Source organism: Listeria monocytogenes ATCC 19117 (assembly GCF_000307025.1).
GTDB lineage: Bacteria > Bacillota > Bacilli > Lactobacillales > Listeriaceae > Listeria > Listeria monocytogenes_B.
Genome location: NC_018584.1, coordinates 557782 through 575931, shown reverse-complemented (window position 1 = coordinate 575931; position 18150 = coordinate 557782). Strand labels below are relative to the sequence as shown.

General features: G+C 37.6%; 18 protein-coding genes and 1 pseudogene. 5 read left to right on the top strand and 14 right to left on the bottom strand.

Annotation, left to right across the window (positions count from 1 at the left end):
* Both LMOATCC19117_RS02805 and LMOATCC19117_RS02800 read left to right on the top strand, forming a co-directional pair.
* A complete protein-coding gene (locus tag LMOATCC19117_RS02805; RefSeq protein ID WP_003727296.1) occupies window positions 1–369 on the top strand; it encodes a DUF1304 domain-containing protein in 369 nt (122 codons plus the stop codon).
* A gap of 280 nt (window positions 370–649) precedes the next feature.
* Entirely contained in the window at window positions 650–1465 is an 816-nt protein-coding gene (locus LMOATCC19117_RS02800; protein WP_003727297.1) for a histidine phosphatase family protein, read from the top strand.
* Window positions 1466–1535: 70 nt separating this feature from the next.
* Here the strand turns inward: LMOATCC19117_RS02800 and LMOATCC19117_RS02795 are convergent.
* Window positions 1536–2934 (bottom strand): annotated as a pseudogene (locus LMOATCC19117_RS02795) (IS1182 family transposase).
* Between the two features lie 199 nt (window positions 2935–3133).
* On the opposite strand from LMOATCC19117_RS02795, the gene LMOATCC19117_RS02790 reads away from it, so the two are divergent.
* Window positions 3134–4564: a CapA family protein gene (locus LMOATCC19117_RS02790; RefSeq protein WP_003727298.1), complete on the top strand. Its 1431-nt coding sequence runs from the start codon at window positions 3134–3136 to the stop codon at window positions 4562–4564.
* Between the two features lie 46 nt (window positions 4565–4610).
* Here the strand turns inward: LMOATCC19117_RS02790 and LMOATCC19117_RS02785 are convergent, their stop codons facing one another.
* The gene (locus LMOATCC19117_RS02785; protein ID WP_003721301.1) at window positions 4611–5042 is read right to left on the bottom strand and encodes a universal stress protein; all 432 of its coding nucleotides are present in this window, start codon (window positions 5040–5042) and stop codon (window positions 4611–4613) included.
* Window positions 5043–5142: 100 nt separating this feature from the next.
* On the bottom strand, window positions 5143–6972 hold the full coding sequence (locus LMOATCC19117_RS02780) for a lmo0514 family class 1 internalin (RefSeq protein ID WP_003734789.1): 1830 nt from the start codon (window positions 6970–6972) through the stop codon (window positions 5143–5145).
* Between the two features lie 381 nt (window positions 6973–7353).
* Between LMOATCC19117_RS02780 and LMOATCC19117_RS02775 the strand changes: the two genes are divergently transcribed.
* Window positions 7354–7812, top strand: coding sequence for a MarR family transcriptional regulator (locus tag LMOATCC19117_RS02775; RefSeq protein WP_003725724.1), 459 nt, complete (start codon window positions 7354–7356; stop codon window positions 7810–7812).
* A 6-nt stretch (window positions 7813–7818) separates the two neighbouring features.
* A complete protein-coding gene (locus tag LMOATCC19117_RS02770) occupies window positions 7819–8178 on the top strand; it encodes a Lin0512 family protein (protein WP_003725723.1) in 360 nt (119 codons plus the stop codon).
* Window positions 8179–8202: 24 nt separating this feature from the next.
* Here the strand turns inward: LMOATCC19117_RS02770 and LMOATCC19117_RS02765 are convergent, their stop codons facing one another.
* From LMOATCC19117_RS02765 to LMOATCC19117_RS02715, 11 genes are all read right to left on the bottom strand, one after another.
* Entirely contained in the window at window positions 8203–8883 is a 681-nt protein-coding gene (locus LMOATCC19117_RS02765; RefSeq protein ID WP_003734788.1) for a type 1 glutamine amidotransferase, read from the bottom strand.
* Between the two features lie 106 nt (window positions 8884–8989).
* Window positions 8990–9568 (bottom strand): hypothetical protein, encoded by a 579-nt coding sequence (locus LMOATCC19117_RS02760; protein WP_003740445.1) that lies wholly within the window; start codon window positions 9566–9568, stop codon window positions 8990–8992.
* A 621-nt stretch (window positions 9569–10189) separates the two neighbouring features.
* Window positions 10190–11125 carry a ribose-phosphate diphosphokinase gene (locus LMOATCC19117_RS02755; RefSeq protein ID WP_003725720.1) on the bottom strand — a complete coding sequence of 312 codons (936 nt, stop codon included), beginning with the start codon at window positions 11123–11125 and terminating at the stop codon, window positions 10190–10192.
* Window positions 11126–11264: 139 nt separating this feature from the next.
* Window positions 11265–12536: a PTS galactitol transporter subunit IIC gene (locus LMOATCC19117_RS02750; RefSeq protein WP_003725719.1), complete on the bottom strand. Its 1272-nt coding sequence runs from the start codon at window positions 12534–12536 to the stop codon at window positions 11265–11267.
* Window positions 12537–12550: 14 nt separating this feature from the next.
* Window positions 12551–12844, bottom strand: a complete 294-nt coding sequence (locus tag LMOATCC19117_RS02745; protein WP_003727301.1) for a PTS sugar transporter subunit IIB — start codon at window positions 12842–12844, stop codon at window positions 12551–12553.
* 15 nt (window positions 12845–12859) lie between these two features.
* Window positions 12860–13906: a galactitol-1-phosphate 5-dehydrogenase gene (locus LMOATCC19117_RS02740; RefSeq protein WP_003734787.1), complete on the bottom strand. Its 1047-nt coding sequence runs from the start codon at window positions 13904–13906 to the stop codon at window positions 12860–12862.
* Window positions 13903–14553 carry a ribulose-phosphate 3-epimerase gene (gene rpe, locus LMOATCC19117_RS02735; protein WP_003725716.1) on the bottom strand — a complete coding sequence of 217 codons (651 nt, stop codon included), beginning with the start codon at window positions 14551–14553 and terminating at the stop codon, window positions 13903–13905. The genes LMOATCC19117_RS02740 and rpe overlap by 4 nt, the downstream gene beginning before the upstream one ends.
* A 10-nt stretch (window positions 14554–14563) precedes the next feature.
* Window positions 14564–14962, bottom strand: a complete 399-nt coding sequence (locus LMOATCC19117_RS02730) for a hypothetical protein (RefSeq protein ID WP_003725715.1) — start codon at window positions 14960–14962, stop codon at window positions 14564–14566.
* Between the two features lie 16 nt (window positions 14963–14978).
* Window positions 14979–15446, bottom strand: coding sequence for a PTS sugar transporter subunit IIA (locus tag LMOATCC19117_RS02725; RefSeq protein ID WP_003721289.1), 468 nt, complete (start codon window positions 15444–15446; stop codon window positions 14979–14981).
* Between the two features lie 27 nt (window positions 15447–15473).
* Window positions 15474–16076, bottom strand: a complete 603-nt coding sequence (locus LMOATCC19117_RS02720; RefSeq protein WP_003725713.1) for a KpsF/GutQ family sugar-phosphate isomerase — start codon at window positions 16074–16076, stop codon at window positions 15474–15476.
* A gap of 3 nt (window positions 16077–16079) precedes the next feature.
* Window positions 16080–18140, bottom strand: coding sequence for a BglG family transcription antiterminator (locus tag LMOATCC19117_RS02715; protein ID WP_003725712.1), 2061 nt, complete (start codon window positions 18138–18140; stop codon window positions 16080–16082).
* Between the last annotated feature and the right edge of the window lie 10 nt (window positions 18141–18150).

The following is an 18150-nucleotide window of genomic DNA, read 5'->3' as shown; positions in this document are numbered from 1 at the left end:
ATGGCCATTTTAGCATTTATTTTAACCTTCATCGTAATGATCGAGCATATTTATATAATGATTTTAGAAATGTTTTTCGCCAATACCAAACTCGCAGCCAAGACATTTGGCGTGGAGAAGGAATTACTTGCGAATAAAAAAGTACAGACGCTGTTTGCGAATCAAGGGCTTTATAATGGCTTTCTTGCGGCAGGGCTTGTGTGGGGATTGTTTTTCGCGGGAGCAGGATTTGCGGAGACTGTGCAGATTTTCTTTTTGAGTTGTGTGGTTGTGGCGGCGCTGTTTGGCGGAGCGACTTCTTCTAAGGGGATTTTGGTGAAACAGGGCTTGCCGGCGGTTTTGGCGTTGGTTGCGGTTTTGTTGGTTTAGGTGTTGCAGGAAAAGGCTTGGATTAAATCTGAGCCTTTTTATAATGGAAATTGAATTAGCGTTTCAAACAAATAATTTACTTATTTTTCCAATTTTTATCAAAAACAGACTTGTAAACGCTTTCCATCCATGCTAAAATCGTCCTATAAACAAATATCCTTATTCAGGAATGTTACCAACTTGGGCATAACCTAGATAAATGGAGAATTGGCTTTTTGGGCTAGTTTTCGATTTATCTAGGTTTTTATTTTGCTAAATACTAACAAAAAAGGAGAACAAGATGAAGAAAAATATTTTTAAATTGATGATGGCGTTATGCGCAGTACTATTAATTGCAGGTTGCGGTAACAGTACATCTGCAGACAAGAAAGAGACAAAAGAAACTAAAGAAGATGGCACTGTGACATTTTATGTAGTACGTCATGGTAAAACAATGCTAAACACAACTGACCGTGTACAAGGTTGGTCTGATGCGGTTCTTACTCCCGCTGGTGAAGAAGTAGTTAAAAGCGCTGGTAAAGGCTTAAAAGACGTTGATTTCTCTGCAGCTTACAGCAGCGACAGTGGTCGTGCTATCCAAACTGCAAACTTAATTTTGAAAGAAAGCGATAAATCCGCTGATAAAGAAGTACAAACTGATCCACGTTTCCGTGAATTCAATTTTGGTTCTTATGAAGGCGATTTAAATGAAAATATGTGGACTGATATTGCGAAAAGCCAAGGTAAAACTTTAGAAGAGTGGCAAAAAGCTGGTATCTCGCCAAAAGATTTTGCTGATAGTGTAGCAGCTCTTGATAAAACTCGTGTGAAAGAAGGCGAAAACTGGCCTGCTGAAGACTATGCAACTATCCAAGCTCGTCTAAAAGAAGGTTTAACAGATGTTGCTAAAAAAGAAAGCAAAAATGGCGATAGCAATGTATTACTAGTTTCCCACGGACTAAGCATCGGTGCGCTTCTTGATACTATCGAACCAGGATACAAACTGCCTGCAGAAGGTATCAAAAATGCAAGTGTAACAAAAATCACTTACAAAGATGGTAAATTCACTATTGGTGATGTAAATGACTTAAGCTATGTCGAAAAAGGTTCTAAATAAATAGCCAGACAAAAAGCCCAAAACAATTTATTTTGGGCTCAGACTGTAGAAAAACGGTCCTTCTCAAGCTTTAATATTTGAGAAGGACCGTTTTTTTCTGTTTAAAGTCAAAAAAATAAAAAGGCACCGCCTTTTTCCATAGCCAATTAGCCATTTTTTTCAGGTTCATGGCTGCAAAAGTAAGCATCGCTTGGAGGGTTACTTTTGCAAGTCCGCGATAAGTAGTCCATCTCATACCATGCTTTTCTTTGGCATCCGCAAAACATCTTTCGATGGTTTCTTTCCTGCGTCTATACCATTTTTTATGCTGTTCTGTGTAGCGCAGTTCCTCCGAAACTTCTAAGTAAGGCTCCCAAAGATGTCGTAAAATCATTTTTTCTTTTTGTTTATTTTGCGTGCAATCCTTTAAGAGAGCGCAACTACTACAGTGAAGTGAATTAGATTTATAAAGACGATAACCATCTCTTGTAGTACGAACATAGGATAACAATGCCTCATTTGGACAAAGATAACTGTCTAAATAATGGTCATAGAGAAACGCTCGTTTCGAAAATAAGCCTTCTTTTCCTTTTGGTCGAGTATACGGAAGCACCGCTTCTATTCCTTGACTCCAAAGGTATTTAGCGATAATGGGTGTTTTATATCCAGCATCTGCAACGACCACCAAAGGGGTAGAAAGGGTGTTTTTTAATTTTTCAATAAGTGGAATCAATTGTTGGCTATCATGAATATTACCTGGAGTGACAATGGAACCTAGAATAAAACCATTGGTATCACAAGCCGTATGGAAAGAATAAGCAAATTGTTTTTCCCGTTCTCCTTTGACATAGTAGCCGCTTTCGGGATCCGTATCACTTATTTTGCTTTCTTTCTCCTCCTGACTTTCTTTCCTGGCGAATGGCTTTTTTCCTTCGGCAACTCGGCTGACATTAATTTCATCTTCTAGTACTTCTTGATAAACGCGTGTTTTCTTTTCGAATCAATTTTTTATGAAATTTGTGTTTATTCGCATTGGCTTTCACATGGGTAGAGTCCACAAACGCAACGTCAGGGTCCACTAAACCAGCCTCCATGGCTTGTTTTAAAATGCGATAAAAAATGTGTTCGAACACCTCTGTTTCTGCAAAACGTCGCACGTAATTTTTACCAAAAGTAGAGAAGTGAGGGATTTTTTGATTGAAATCATATCCTAAAAACCAGCGGTAAGCCATGTTCGTTTCTACTTCTTTTATAGTTTGGCGCATGGAACGGATGCCAAAAAGATATTGGATGAGTACTAGCTTTATAAGAACTACCGGGTCTACACTAGGTCTTCCTGTATGAGAATAAGTATGTTCTACTAATGGGTAGATAAAATCAAAATTAATCACCTTATCTATTTTTCTTACTAAATGGTCCTCTGGGACCAAATCATCTAAAGAGATGGCTATTAATTGATTTCGCGCCTGTTGTTGATGTTTAGAAAGCATTTTAATCACCTCGTTGTTTTATGTAAGCCTTAACATTATTATAAAACAAAAAAGACTGTAGATAAAATGATTTCTCACTTTGTCTACAGTCTGAGCCCAAAACAATTTATTTTGGGCTTTTGTTTTACTAAATATAGACTTGTGTTTCTTCCTTACAATTACTATACTTAGAAAAAAAGGAACTACGGAGGATATCTAGTTGAAGAGACGTACCTATGTTATTATTACTGGTTTAGTACTTATTTTTGTCGCTGGTGCTTTTTGGATTACAAATTCTACTAATCAATCTGACCAAAAAGCCACTCAAACCGAGCCACTAAAAAAAACAAGTCCAGCTAATGTTAAAACCATTTCATCAGAAGCTAAGAAAACCTTGAATTCCCTAGCAAGTTCAGGAGCTGACAAAGCTTCTATTTCCGATTTAAATCAATTAATTAAAGAACTAAAATCCTATCCAGTTGAAAAAAATGATTCTGGCGCCTATCTCCAAAATCTCACAGCCTGTTTAGAAGCTGTAAAATCGTATACGACCGGCAAAACAGATGAAAAAACGCTTGGGAAAGTATATCCTGCTTTTCTTGCAAGTGAACAAAAACTATCAGCCATCGAAAAAACAAATCAATATGATTGGTTTTATGCCGCAGCCGCAACCAATCAACAAGGTTTGAAAGAAAAAGGTGTTGTCACTTTGACCATGGTTGGCGATAATTCATTTGGAACCTATCCTGAAACGCCCGAACACCTCAAATTCGATAACGTATTCCAAAAAAACAACGGCAATAATACCTATGTTTATAAAAACTGCCTTCCTTGGTTTAAATCTGATGACTACACTGTCATTAACGCTGAAAGTGCCTTTACGAATGCAACAAAAGCAGAAAATAAAAAATGGCGCATCAAAAGTGACCCTGCACACGTCGCCTTTTTACCAGCGAGCGGTGTAGAAGCAGCAAATTTGGCCAATAACCATACAATGGATTACTTCCAAGTTGGTTACGATGACACATTAAAGGCTTTTAAAGAGAATAATATTCCTGTTTTCAATACCGACGCTCCACTTGAAACAACCATTAAAGGGATGAAAACTGTTCTACTAGGCTACGATTGCCGTATGAGTCAGCAATCTCCTGCTTATCTTGAAAGAATTGTAAAAGACGTGAAGAAATACAAAAAAGAAAATACTCTCGTTATCGTTAATATGCACTGGGGCGTCGAATATCGCGAAACACCAACGGATTATCAAACCCAATTTGGTCATGCGATTTTAGATGCTGGTGCTGATATAATTATGGGCTCTCACCCTCATCGCCTAGAAAGCGTTGAAAAATATAAAGATAAATACATCGTTTATAGCATGGGCGACTTTGCTTTTGGAGCTGATCCTACGCTACTTTCCCGTATGACATCGATGTTCCAACTGCGCTTTACGAAGGAAGATAATAAAATCGTTCTAAAAGATATTTCTATCGTTCCAACTTATGAAAATTCAGATGGTAGTACGACAGAAAACAATTATCAACCGCTCCCTGTGTTTGGTGATGATGCTAAAAAAATCGTCGATGAACTTAACCGTATTAGTAAACCTATCGAGGGCGGCGTAACAGAATACACTTACTTCGATCCGTTTTGATAATAAAAAGCGTAGATATCTTCTAACAAAGATATCTACGCTTTTTTTATCTAGCTATTAAAGTATCGCAAATTGCATGAGCCATAATATAAGAAGAAACACTACCAAGAACTAGCTTTTCTACTCGGTTCATCCCAGTCGCTCCGCAAATAATTAAATCTGCTTGGAACTCTGCTGGAATGTCTGTGGAAAGTAAGATTTTCGGATTACCTTTAGCAACAAAAGTTTCTACTTGTTTCACTCCTGCCGTTCTAGCTTTTTCTGCGTATTCATTAACGCTCGTTTTTAATTCTAGTTCGGCTTTTTCTTCTAAGCTGCCATCATAAGAAACATTCGGGGAAAAGGCACGTAAATCGACAATACTAGCAATTCCAAGCACACCGTCTAATTTTAGCGCTAGTTCCAGTCCTTTTTCAAAGGCTAATTTTGCTGGTTCAGAACCATCCACTGCTACAAGAATGCGATGATATTTTTCCATCATATAAAACCTCCTACAACTTTTCTTATAGTATTCCATACCCTATAAAAATGATTTTAGGCCTGCCATTCATTCTTTTTGCTAATGAATTCACAATAACTTAAGATTTGCTTTTTCTGAAAATCAGCAGTGCCGCTAAACTCAGCATTACTCCTGCGATTGGTAAGGTGCTCTTATTAGTATCACCAGTTTGTGGCAAAGCTTTTGTTTTCGGTTGATTTGTTTTTTCTGCTTTATCTGCTTTTTCTACTTTGTTTTCTTTCGTTGTTAAAGAAGTTTTATTTGCTTTTTCTTCTGTTTTTGCATTATTTTCTTTCACTTGGTCTTCTGAATTTTCGCTTTGAGGTTCTGGGATGATTGTTGGGTCGGTTTCTTCTTGAGGTGTGGGTTTTACTTCTGGTGTTGGTGGAACCGGATTAACATGTTCGCCGTCGCTAGTAGTCACTGTCACAACTACGGTTACAGGGTCTGCTTTTTGGCCGCGATCATTTATTGCATTTAAAGTTACGGTGTATTCGCCTGGGGTGTTTAAATCTACTACTTTATCAAAATCACTAGTTAAAACTGCATTTCCAGTTACCGAACTATGGATTTCTTGCAAAAATTCGTCGACTGATTTAGTTGATTCTTTTTTATAAGAAATTTGGGAATCGGCTGTAATAACTGGTTTTTCATGAACGGTTACTTTAACTGTTACGGGAGTTGCTTTTAGTCCTGCAGCGTTTTCCGCATTTAATGTCACGGTATATTCACCCGGTACATCAAGCTTAACTACTTGATCAAAATCGCTCTTTACTGCTGTGCCATCATCTGTTTCAGCATGTACATCTTTTAAAAATTGTTCTTCTGATGTTGCATCGTATTGATTATAGTCAAAACTTTCATCCGCCGTTAAATCTAGCGTGTGGCTAATATCAAAATATTGATCATATGTCCCGCTGGAAATGGTATAAGAATTCATGCTTGGTGGTGTCGGGTAACTTCCAGTCGGAAAATCATAGCGTGCATTATATTCAATTTCATCAAGATTGTCGAATTCTTCTTTTGTTACACCGCTGACTGTAATACCATCATCGGTAATGGATAGACGTGCGCTTGGGAGTGCCACATCATTAAATCCTAAATAAGTATTACTTGCGGAAGTCGATTTAGAAAATGGTGCAACAGTGCCATCAAAACTCGTTAAAGGTTTTGGCATCATCGAAAATGGTAAATATAACGTTTGGTTTGTTTCATTATAATCTAACTTACCAGATTTAAGTGTAATTCTTGGATTCGTGCGCCCTGTATTTTGCCCAAAAGCAGCAAGAGCTTTCAAGTTGCCATTTTTAAAACTTTCAAAGTCATTTAAAGGTCTAAAATCATCAATGCCATCAAATTGTAAGAATAGTGTCGTTAAGGCTGGTAAGGAAGCAAGCGCAGAAATATCTGTGATTTTCATGGAGTTTTGCGCATAAAGATAAGTTAACTTTGGCAACTTATTGAAAGTCTTAAAGACATTATGTGTCACTTCGCTTCCGCTGATACTAAGACTTTGTAAATTAACAAGTCCATTTAAATCTACGAAAAGACTATCTTTTACATTGTCTCCGCCCACTGTTAAGTAAGTCAAAGAAGTTTGGTTTTTAATCGGTTCAAGTGTTTGGATGTTAGTATTGTTAAGAGATAGTGTTACCAGATTTCCAGCTTCCTCCAAACCCGTCAAGTCTGTATAAGTGCTGCCAGAAAGTGTAACGGTTTGGATAGTGTTCATTTGTGTTTTAGTAATTGGTGCATCACTTGCTTGCTTGAGCAGACCATTAAGATAGGTTTTAAGATTTGCATCAGGAATATTAACAATATTCGTTTCTTCTGCGTGAGCTGCTGTGGAAGGATATATCATTATGAACATACAAATCGTCGCAAGAAATAGTTTCAGTGCTTTTTTCATTTATACTCTCCTTAGTGGTTAATTTCTTCCCAAAGTATAACCGCGTTAAAACTAACTCTCAATACGTTTTCATAAAATATTTCACGTTTGATTTGCCTTAATATTCATATTATTCACTCTTATTTTTATAGGAATCGCTTTAAATAAACAATGGTAGCGCTTTTTTGTCTAAATAAAAGAAATCTGAAAATTATATCAACGTAACATTTTGTACACAATTAACTGTTTTCAAATACTAATATTATACATTAGATGTTTTGTTTAGCAGAAAATATCTTCTTAATAATGCGAAAAAGCTTCTAAAAAAGTGATACGCTAACTGTTATTGTGTCCCCTTATTTATGCTATACTGTTGATATTGACAGAAAAAGGGGTATATTTATGAACAATGAGCAAAACATGAATCAACAAATCGCTTTATTTTACTTTGGTTATAAAGCATTTACAGAGACCGCTGATTTGATTATTGCCAAACATTCACTCAAAAGATTGCATCATCGTATTTTATTTTTCACGGCGCGGATGCCTGGACTTACAATTAATGAACTTTTAACTTTTTTAGAAATATCAAAACAAGCCCTACACCAGCCGCTCGCTGAACTGAAAGAGCGCGAACTTCTCACGATCGAGCAAGGTAGACGCGACAAACGCCAACGCTGCATCTTCCTAACTACAGCAGGCAAAGAATTAGAAAATGAACTTGGTGCCGCACAACGTAAGCAAATGGCAGAAATATTCGCCAATTCTTCTGATACTGACGGATTACATTTCACCGAAGTTATGGAAGGATATGCGAAAAACCGACCAGGCGCCGCTTTGATAAAAGATTTTAAGGAGTGATTTATGATGGAACAAATTCTATTTATCCAAACTGGCTTTGGCGTTGATGTTCACGGCCAAAATATTACAAAAGCAGCCGAACGAGCTGTAAGAAATGCGATTTTTACGAACTCTATGCCCGGTATTCAAGGGCTTCTTCCAGATGGCGACTTACAAAATATGGTTGTTAATATCAAATTGGCGCTACCGTGTGATGAAGAAAAACTTGACGAAGATACCATTCGCGCGATTATCCCTTATGGCACTGTAACTATTGAGAAAATGGCTGGCGGAATGATGACTACAAGCGGCATTTTCTTAGAAGACAAAGAAGACAAAAACGATTTAATGTATATCGTCAACGCTTCTGTTGAAACTGGATACTAAAGAAAAAACCATCTGACTTTCTCGTCAGATGGTTTTTGGATTTATTAAATAATCTAAAATAGCCTCAAGCATTTGTTTATTATCTTCTGGAACATCCTTCTCTCGCATCACTTCCACGCTTTGAACATATTTTCCAGATGTGATAAACGCCTCATCAATTCGCAAAATCGTCTCAATCCCCGCTTTTTCCATTTCAAAATGAAACTGTAAACCGATAATATTTTCACCGTACAAAAAAGCTTGGTTCAAACAACCCTCACTAGCAAATAAACGCGTGGCGCCAGCTGGTAACGCAAACGTATCTTGATGCCAGTGAAACACATTTAATGATTCTGGGAAAAATGATAATTTGTCGGAAGTTCTTTTGACAGGAAACCAGCCTACTTCTTTTTCTTTATTTACAGTGATTTCGCTTCCGAATGTTGCTGCGATTTGTTGTGCGCCGAGGCAGACACCAAAAACAGGTTTATGCTGTTCACTTAATCGCTTTATTAGCTTACGTTCGTCTTTTAACCACGGAAATTCGGCTGTATCATTTATTCCCATGGGTCCTCCAAGTACAATTAAAAAATCCGAGTCATTTGGAACATGAGCATTTTCTTCAAATAGAGAATGTATTTTTAACTGATGCTGGTTTTCTCTCGCCCAATTCGCTATAAGTCCAGGTCCTTCGTGCGGCACATGTTGCAATACATCAATAATCAATTGATCAGCTCCTGTCATTTTTTTCTATTATGACCGAATTCTAAGGTTTGTGCAACTGAGATTTCTCTAAAAAACACCTGGTTATTAATCAGGTGTTTAAGTTTACTCATTTATATTTCCCTGCGACTTGCTCTTTAATTAATTGATAATTTTTTACTTCCTCAGTATTTTCTGAGATAAAATCAAATTTTTGCACTTCTCCAAGAATGTTGAAATCTGCTAGAACAGCTTGGTCCTCTTTTAAACTTCCACCAAATTTACCATAACCCATACTACTAAGAGGATATGTATCTTTATCTTTTTCTCCAAGAAAAATGGTATATTCTTGTCCCTTATCTAATGCAATATAGTTTTCAACAGCGACATATTTACCATCGCTTAAATACCACGGTTCTGAAATATCTACTTTACTCCCTTTTTCTAGGTTTCCTTTGTAACTAGTCAAAATTTCTATCTCGCTAATAGTACTACCATCCTTGCCTATCGTTTTATTTTGAAGAAATTTCACTTTAACAATATTAGCACTATTATCCTCAAGTTCTTTAATATCTTTTGGAATTTTGTAATCTGCTCTTATTGTGATAGTCTTGGATATTTTAGTGTCTTTGGTTATTTTTTCATTCGGCGAGGAACAGCTTGCTAAGATTGTTGCTAACAATAATATGGGCACTAGAATCTTTTTCAATAGTAGAGTCCTCCTTATATGTATTATTCAGCTTACCTTCCCTTAAATTTTAGCATAGGTAGATTATGTTTTATAGTACAATCCATAGTGAAAAAACGGCTTTTTATTGCGTTTATTGCTAAATTGTTAACAGATTGCTCGTTTGACTATAATTATTCACAAAAAAACAAAACCAATTAATGAGGGTTTTGTTTTTAGGAATTTATTTGCAAGGAATAATTATAACGGAAATAGATAATCATAAGCATAATAGGTTTTCATTTATATTTCATCTTAAGCAATTAAAATGAAAGTCATTACTTTTGGTTATTTTGCTGCTTCTGCATTTACAATTCACAATGAGTAAGTAAACAATACTACACGCTATTGTTGTTTTCCAAAGGAACCAAATTTATATTTCACATTAAGTAACTAAAACTTTCAAAGGTAATCCCTTCATCATGACTGAGGAGTCCATTTACATTTCAAAATAAGTAGCTAAAACCCGCTAACTTTTCTTCTTACTCCCATCTTACCTCAAAGAGCTATTTCTGACGATTCCCGGTGTTTTTCACGCTACTCAAGGTCGACAGATAACAAAAAAACAGCAACTCTACTAAGTTACTGTTTTTTGCTTATTCTTTAAAACAACGGATGCAACGAGCGGTTTTCTTGTACGCCTTCGATTGCGCGGCCTAAGATTCGTCCGATGGAGATGGTTGTTAGTTTGTCGAATTGTTTATCTTCTGGAAGATCGATGGAGTCCGATGTGATGACTTCTTTGATATTGGAATTTTGTAAGCGTTCGGTTGCATTTCCTGCCATGACGGAGTGGGTTGCGCAAGCGATAACTTCTACGGCACCTTTTTCAAGTAAAATATCAGCTGAAGTAGTGGCACGGACGCCGGTATCGATAATATCATCGACAACGATTGCGACTTTGCCTTTCACATCGCCAATGACACTCATAATTTCGTCTTCATGTGGTCTTGGTTTACGGTTTAAAATGGCGATTGGCGCGTTTAGTCGGTCCGCGATTCTGCGTGCGCGAACTACGCCACTGTGATCCGGCGCGACAACTACCACGTCTTTTTCACCGTAATTTTCTATCAAATAATCACCAATTAGCGGAATTGCTGAAAGATGATCGATTGGAATGTTGAAAAAGCCTTGAATTTGAGCTGCGTGTAAATCTACTGTGATTAAACGGTCGGCTCCAGCTCTTTGAATTAGATTTGCCATTAATTTGGCGGTAATTGGTTCTCTTGAGCGAGCTTTTCTGTCCTGACGAGCATAGCCATAATAAGGCATAATTATATTGATGGAATGCACGGAAGCGCGTTTTAAGGCATCTACCATGATTAAAAGTTCCATTAGACGTTCGTTTACGTTGGAATTCATTGATTGCACAACATACGCATTCGTTCCACGGATACTTTCCTCAATATTAATTTTCACTTCTCCATCACTGAACTTCTGGAGCTCCACCTCACATAAAGGTATATCTAGATAATCTGCAATTTTTGTCGCAAGTGGTCTCTCACTCGTCACAGAAAAAAGTTTCATTTTGCCTGCCATTGCTATCTCCTTCCGCCGTACTAATTTCTTCTCCTTATTATTATATAGAACTGTCAATGTGTTGTCTACTAGCTAAAAATCATTGGTCCAAATAAAACAAGCATTAGCGCAAACTAATGCTTGTTTCATTAAATTGCAATTATAGAATACCTCCGAACCAATGAAGGCCGTAATATACAATCCACGTATACCACTGAGTCCCAACTGCTAGAGAGGTTACTTCTACAGCGTCTTTCGGTATATTATAACCAATTTGACCTGCAAGTTCTGTCATTAAAGGTGCCGCTGCTCCTGATAGGTAGAGGGTGATAATGACGATAACAATACCTGTGAAAATCCCTCTAAATAAATTCCCTTTGGATGGAACAATAGCAAAAATCATGTAGAATGGAAGCGCCGTTAAATCAGCTAAAGGTAATACTTTATTTCCTGGCAAAATGAACGCTAAAATCAAAGTAATCGGAATCATGAGTAAGCCAAGCGAAAGCACAAATGGATGACCAATCCCCACCGCTGAATCTAGTCCGATAAATAGTTCGCGACCTGGGAAACGTTTTTCCATGAATTCATGAGCAGCTTCCGAGATAACCGTAAGACCGTCCATTAGAAGGGAAACCATCCGCGGAATAAGTACTAAACTAGCGGCAATCGTTACTCCAGTTTGCAGTACTTGGCTCAGCGGCATTTGAGCAATGGCAGCAAGTCCACCACCAATAATTAAGCCCATAAGCATCGGTTCGCCGAAAATACCTAAACGTGATTGCACTTTCTCTGTGGACCAATTAATTTTTCTAACGCCGGGAATTTTTCCGAGTAGCCAGTTCATTGGATAACCAACAAGCGCCCACCCGGTAGTTTGAATTTGTGGTAAAGAAATCCCCTCTAATCCTAAAACATTCTCCACATCTTTTTGTGTCCAGTCAGCGATTTTGAAGATAATTGCCATATTGATAATCGAACTAAGAATCGCAATAATCATGCTTCCTGTTGTTAAGTAAAGTGCACTGGCGATGAAAAGTGGTTGCCAGTAATTCCAAATATCTACGTCCATTGTTTTCGTCCATTTAAAGGCAATCATTAAAATATTGGTTGCAATAATTGCGACGAAAACAAATGGTACGACTTCTGTTCCCCATGCGAGTGATGACCCAACTCCCCAACCGATATCCGTTGCGGTTAATTTAAAATTATAATTTTCTACAAGTGCTTTTGTAACTGGTGTAATAGTCGTTAACATGAGTGAAGTGATAACGCCTAGTCCAACAAACCCAACACCAACTGTTAGCCCCGCTTTAAAAGCTACACTAATTTTTTTGCGGAAAATCACACCTAGAATGGTAATGATAATCGGCATCATAACTGTTACACCAAGCCCGATAATATATTTAAAGAAATCTAGAATAATATCCATTTTGTGCCCTCCCTTTAATCTTGAAGTATCGCGAGTATTTCATCGATTGTTTCTTGTTTTTTTAGGCCTGTTAAAAATGATCTTCCAATGACAACTGGTACATCACCAACATCACCTGTAACTGTTGTTGAACTAACAATAATGTCTGGCTTAGATGTGCTTACTTTTGACGCTACTTCTTGAACCGTACATTGACTAATTTCATATGGAATGCGCTTTTCGTCTAGTACCGCACGCACTTTTTTGGAAATAACAGTGGAAGTTGCAATTCCAGTCCCACAACAAACATAAATTTTCTTCTTTTTCATCCTAAAATCCCCCTATTATTCTGGGAAAAATAATACTTTCCCGAAAAATTCATTTCTTTCATAGATTCGCTCAAAAACTTCTGGTCCTTCAGCAAGTGAAAGACGATGTGTAATCATTGGTTCAATGTTGATTTGTTTATTGGCTAGGAAGTGAATGGTTGTTTGCCATTCTTTTCCTGGAAATGGTGCAGAAATTGCATTCCATGAGCCCCAAACAGTAAGCTCACTCCGAACAATTTTTTCAAAATAGAAACGTTCGATTGTTACATCGGCGTATGGAATCCCTAGGAAAACGACGCCTCCACCTTTTTTCGCATAGGCAAAAACTTGGGCAGATGTAATAGGTGATCCCGCAGCTTCTACAACTAAATCAGCGTTTAGACCATCTGTATGTGCTGCGACTACTTCTAATGGATCTTCTTTTAAAGAATTAATAACGACGTCTGCTCCTACTTCTTTTGCAAGAGCTAACTTTTTATCGTCTACATCAATTGCAATAACTCTTTTTGCGCCAAAAACTTTTGCCCATTGAATTGCTAGCAAACCTATATTGCCGCTTCCGACAACGACGACATCATTGCCTGCTTGTAATTTCGTATGATAAAACCCATGAACGACCACTGCGGAAGGCTCGACAAGTGCAGCAGCTTCATAATCTAATTCGTCTGGTATTTTTACTACATTTTCTGCTGGAAGTTTGATATACTCAGCATAGGCTCCGGGATGTCTTGCTCCGATTACTGTTAGCTTCCGACAGCGGGCGAATTCGCCTTTTTTACAGTATTCACACTCTCCGCAATAGAGTGCTGGGCATCCGGCAGCCCTATCACCAATCTCAATATCTGTAACCTCACTACCAACCTCAATCACTTCTCCTGAAAATTCATGTCCCCACACCATTCCTGGTACATACGGACCAAGTTTACTGTATCTCGAAATATCAGATCCGCAAATCCCAACCGTTTTCACTTTCAAAATCACATCATCTGGCTGTTCGATTGTTGGCATATCCGCTTCTTCATAACGCAAATCTCTTTTTCCATATAATTTTAAAGCTTTCATTCTGTTAAAACTCCTTTCGATAACTTCTCCAAATTCGCTTCGATATCTCCTTCAAATAAGTAAGATCCTACAACGATTAAATCCGCGCCTGCAAGTGTGCATTCTTTCGCGAGTTCAGCATTTACTCCGCCATCTACTTCAATTTGAATAGGACGATTTCCAATATATGCTTTGGTTTTTCTGATTTTTTCTAAACTTGATTGGAAGAATTTTTGACCACCTAAGCCTGGATTTACAGTCATAAGCAAAATACAGTCAATATCATCTAACACGTATTCCAAAGTGCTTGGTGGTGTACCAGGATTTAATACCACTCCCGCGCGAACTCCGTAACTTTTAATTAGTTGAATTGTACGATGCAAATGAGTTGTTGCTTCTTGGTGGACTGTAATCATATGTGCGCCTGCTTCCACTAATCTTGGAATATAACGGTCTGGTTCATACACCATCATATGAACATCAAATTGAAGCTTCGTGCCTTTTTTCATCATTTTGATTTGATCTGGACCAAAAGCAATGTTCGGGACGAACGAGCCATCCATCATATCCACATGTAATAAATCAATGCCATTTTTCTCTAGAACCTCTAACTGTTCATTAATTCTGCCGATGTCTGCTCCAAAAACAGACGGAACTATTTTTGCCACTATTATCACCTCAAGATTGAATTTCTATGATTTTTTGTAACTTTTCTTTGTCACTTAGTTTTAATTTTTGTTGACTAAAATGGAGTAATTTAGTTGATTCTGGTGCATTTCGGGCTGATTTTACCCAAAATTCATTTCGGCTTGGCACGAGAATGTACCACGGTAGAGCTTTTTTCTCTGTTTGCCACGCTGCATATAATTCGTCCAGCTCCCACGTTTTCATTTCTGCTAACTGATTCATTTTTTTCGGTAAGTAGTATGCGAGTGTCCACTTGGCGTATAAAATGGTGGTGGCGTAAATCATTACTACGAACATGAAAATTAACATATTATCTTCAATTAAGTTAACGACAAATCTACCTGGACTTCCTATTAGCCAGTCTACAAAACTTGCAAAAAAACTCCCCATCTATTCCCGACCTCCCTTAATTATTCTTAGAAAAATGTTCTATTGCGGAAAGAACATCTCCCGTCTCTTGCGCTTTAAGTAAGGTCGTCATCACCTCCTCGTCTTGAATAAGTTGAATAAGTGTTTGCAGCATATCTAGTTGTTCATCGGCACTCCTTAGCGCCATCATAAAGACAATTCTGACATCGATTGCTTCGTTATCAGAGGCCATTTCAATAAATGAAACGGGCTTCTTGAGTATTCGTACAGCCACCACTGGCCGAATAACATGTTCGCTATCTGTATGTGGAATGGCAACCCCGGCGTGCGCGGTTAGTAATCCGGTTGGAAAAACTTTTTCCCGTTTAATTACTGCATCTTTATAGCTTGGCTTTACTGCGCCCACTTCACACAACTGTTCCGCCATTTCTGTAAGTAATTTTTCTTTATCTTGTTCGTTTGAAAATCGAACCATTTCTTCTTTAAAATATTCTAATACATCCAAATTGCATCCCTCCGACTGGCTGCTTGTTTATTTATTTAATAATTTGTTTCCAACGGCACCACCAGGATGGATGACGGAAAACTGCTCTTTTGTATAATTCATATAGGTCATTAAGCAAACAATAACTGCATCAAAACTTGCAATAACAGCCATTGTACTTGCCGTTGCTAACATATTAAACGGATCTGGTTCTTTGCTTACACTCACTGGGAAAAAGATATCTGCTTCTTTGGCGATAACGGAATCTGGGTTTTCTGTTACACCAATCAGTGTGCTTCCTTTTGTTTTACAAGCAGGAATTAAATTAAGTAATTCGCCTGTATTTCCACCTTTTGAAATGAGAATCAATATATCTTCTTTTTGAAGTACACCGAGAGTTCCATGCACAGCATCTGATGGGGTTAAAAAGACTGCTGGACGTTCGATACAGTTGAAAGAGTGTACTAATTTTTTCGCAGCGACGCCGGATGTTCCACAACCAGCTACGACAATTTTCCCAGTGCACTCGGCGATTTTTTCAACCGTTTTAACGAGAGCCTCTTCACTTGTTACTTCCGGCAAACGGGAAATCGCGTTTGCTTCTTCTTGCCATGTTTGGTGAATATTATCTAAAATAGCTTGTTTATCCAAAATTTATTCATCCTCTCTAATTACTAATTGGTTGATAGTTTGCATGACTTTTTCTTTGGTTACATTTTCGAGCAAATCGTCTAAAATTTGGTGATTTTCGGCTAAATGAACGATTTGGTAAAGTGCTTCAATGTGTTGCTCTTTATCCACTGGTGCGATAACTATTACGAAATGAACTTGCTCTGTTTCTGAAAAATATACGCCATTTTTCACGACTAAAAGAGACATAGCGAGTCGATTCACCCCTGCATTAGGCATAGCGTGTGGAATGGCAATATCTTCACCGATAATAATGTACGGATCGTGGAACTTATGGTTATCAATCATGGTCTTTACATAGTTTGCTGTAATTGCTTGTTGTAGTAACAGCGGCTGACTTGCTAGACGAATCGCTTCTTGATAGTTTTTAACATCCTCACAAATCATGATGTTATCTTCGGTGATTAAATCATGTAAATAGACTTTTTTCACGCGTTTATTTTCATCTGTAGCTGTGTTAGCCGACAAAATATCAATAATTCCATCTCGTATTGCATTCGGATCCTTTATATCGGCGTTACGTTCCACTACTTCCATGATTTTATCAATACTCGTGAGCTGGTTTCCCATTCCAAATAAATTTTGCAAGACGTGTTGCCGCAGTTGCGTTTTTTCGATATCATTCATAAATGGCTGAACAACAAAGACATTTTCGCCATCTTTTAACGGAATGGATGAAAAAACAATATCAACTTCTGCTTTAAAAAAGGCATATTCCCGAACAGATATAGTTGGATAAAAATGGATTTCCGGGAATAGTTTCACTAAAATATTTTCCATGATTTTTGAAAAAGTAACCCCGCTCGGACAAAGCACAATCGCACGTTTTTGTTTATGATAAATATCGTTTTGCGGTATCATGTCGCTCCCAATAAACAAAGAAATGAAGAAAATTTCGCCGGCTGGAATTTCGCGACCAATAAATTTCGCAAGTGGGTCAAATGCTTCTTTCACAATGAAGTTTAACGCTTCGAATTCTTGGTTGAATTTTTCATAAAGCGTATCTTCTAAATTCATTTGGTATTTAATCCGGTAATAGGCTGGTTTTAAATGTAAGAGTAATTTTTCGATTAAGATATGTTTGTTTTTAAGAGAAACAAGTGCTTTTTTCTCGAATAAGTCTAAGCATGTGAGGACAACTTTTTCCAAGTCTTCTGTTAATTTTTCAGTTAAAATTTCGCCGGAAAAAATGTTTGTTGTAAGAAGTTGTAATGTGATGAAAAGTCGCTCTTGTTCTGGAACTGGGCCAGTTTTTTCGAGCAAAATATCGGTGATGTGGTATTCTCGCGTGTCTGAAAGTGATTTCTCGTCAATATGAAAAGCAGTGTCGATTAAGCGCCGGTCTCTGATTCTTAAGAACATCACGGATAGCAAATAGGGTAATAATTCGATTTGCTCATAGGTGAATTTTATTTGCATCATCGCTTCTGCTTCTTCGAGTGTGCGGCGAATTTCCATTAGTTGGACTTTTTCAATTCCTGAATACGATAGGAAATAGTGCTCTCCTCGGAACATCTCTTTCACACTACTTACAACTTGTGTCAGAACCTTGCGAAGTTCCCATTCACTCCCTGCTAACTGATAACCCGATGCTCTACTATAAGTGACAGTTGTTTCTTTAGGAAGTAATTTTTGCGCTACTTTTAAATCACGAAGAATGGTGTTTTTGCTTACTTGAATCTTCGTTGTAAAATGGGCGAGGGATAGTTCTTCTTTTGCTGTTAAAAGCATTAGCAAAATTAAATTGGCACGTTCATTTTCAGAAGGTAAGTATTCTACGCTCGGATCTCGAGTTTCTTTCTCAGAAAATAGCGCTGTAAGCTCGGGTTCTAATATAAATCGGCCGTTTTTGGAACGCTTTACTTCTGGATAATTTTTCCACTTGAGCCATTCGTTTACTTTCTGAAAACTATAGCTGATTTGGTAACGCGATAATTTATACTTTACTTCGAGTTGTTTATTTGTAATGTTCGGATTTTTTATAACTTCTTGAAATAGTGTTTTACTTCTGTTATCCAGATACATGCGTCTCCCC